At 60.3% G+C, this 868-nt stretch carries 2 protein-coding genes; both read left to right on the top strand.

What is annotated here, in order from left to right:
• Nucleotides 1–312: VOC family protein (locus NW820_RS12870; RefSeq protein WP_414407703.1), on the top strand; the 312-nt coding region annotated here is incomplete at its 5' end.
• Nucleotides 313–368: 56 nt separating this feature from the next.
• A partial coding sequence (locus NW820_RS12875; protein ID WP_414407704.1) for an NAD(P)H-hydrate epimerase occupies nucleotides 369–868 on the top strand: 500 nt, incomplete at its 3' end.

Genomic DNA, 868 nt, shown 5'->3' on the forward strand with positions numbered 1-868 from the left:
GTGCTTGGGATCCCCAAGGTGGAACGGTTGCCGTTTGACTTTCCCGGCGCTTGGTATCAAGTGGGTTCCTCCCAAATTCATTTAATCGTGGCCGAGGAGCCGATGGATCCACGGCAGCGAAGCGGAACGGGATCCTCAAAGTGGGGGCGCAACCCCCATGTGGCGCTGGGGGTGGATGACTTGGAAGCGGTGAAGGCTCGCCTGCGGCAGGAAGGGTATGAGGTGCAACCGAGCGCTTCCGGGCGAGCGGCAGTGTTCGTCCGGGATCCGGATGGGAATGTGATAGAGCTAAGCTCGATTAGCGCAACTTAGCCATGAGCCATCTCCCCTCAGCAATGCCGCCGGTTGCAACAGCGTTGCGTAGCGATATGGGTTCTCGTTGCCAGTTCGATCCGGCCATCAGCCTGGTCAGTTCCGCACAGATGCAGCGCATTGAGGAGCAGATCTTCTCTGCCGGCATGCCCGTTGCCGCTCTGATGGAGAAGGTGGGGCTGGCCGTTGTTGCTCAGTTGCAGAAGGATTTTCCGCAAGCCCATCGCATTGGGATCCTCTGTGGGACAGGGCACAACGGTGGCGATGGGTTGGTGGTTGGGCGGGAGCTATGGCTGGCCCAAAAGTCGGTGAAGGTGTGGCTGGGCAAGCCGGATCTCAAACCCCTGACGGCAGACCACGCCCGCTATCTCAAGGCGCTGGGGGCAGAGTTTGTGGAGAGTCTTGAAGAGCTGGCCGATTGCGATTTGTTAATTGATGCCCTGTTTGGGATCGGTCTGAACCGGCCTTTGGGGGAGCCTTGGGCGGGGGCGGTGGGGTGGGCCAATGGCAGTGGGATCCCCATCCTTAGCCTGGATTTGCCGTCTGGCCTCAACGA

The sequence above is a fragment of the Synechococcus sp. R55.7 genome (genome assembly GCF_047461955.1).
Lineage (GTDB): Bacteria > Cyanobacteriota > Cyanobacteriia > Thermostichales > Thermostichaceae > Thermostichus.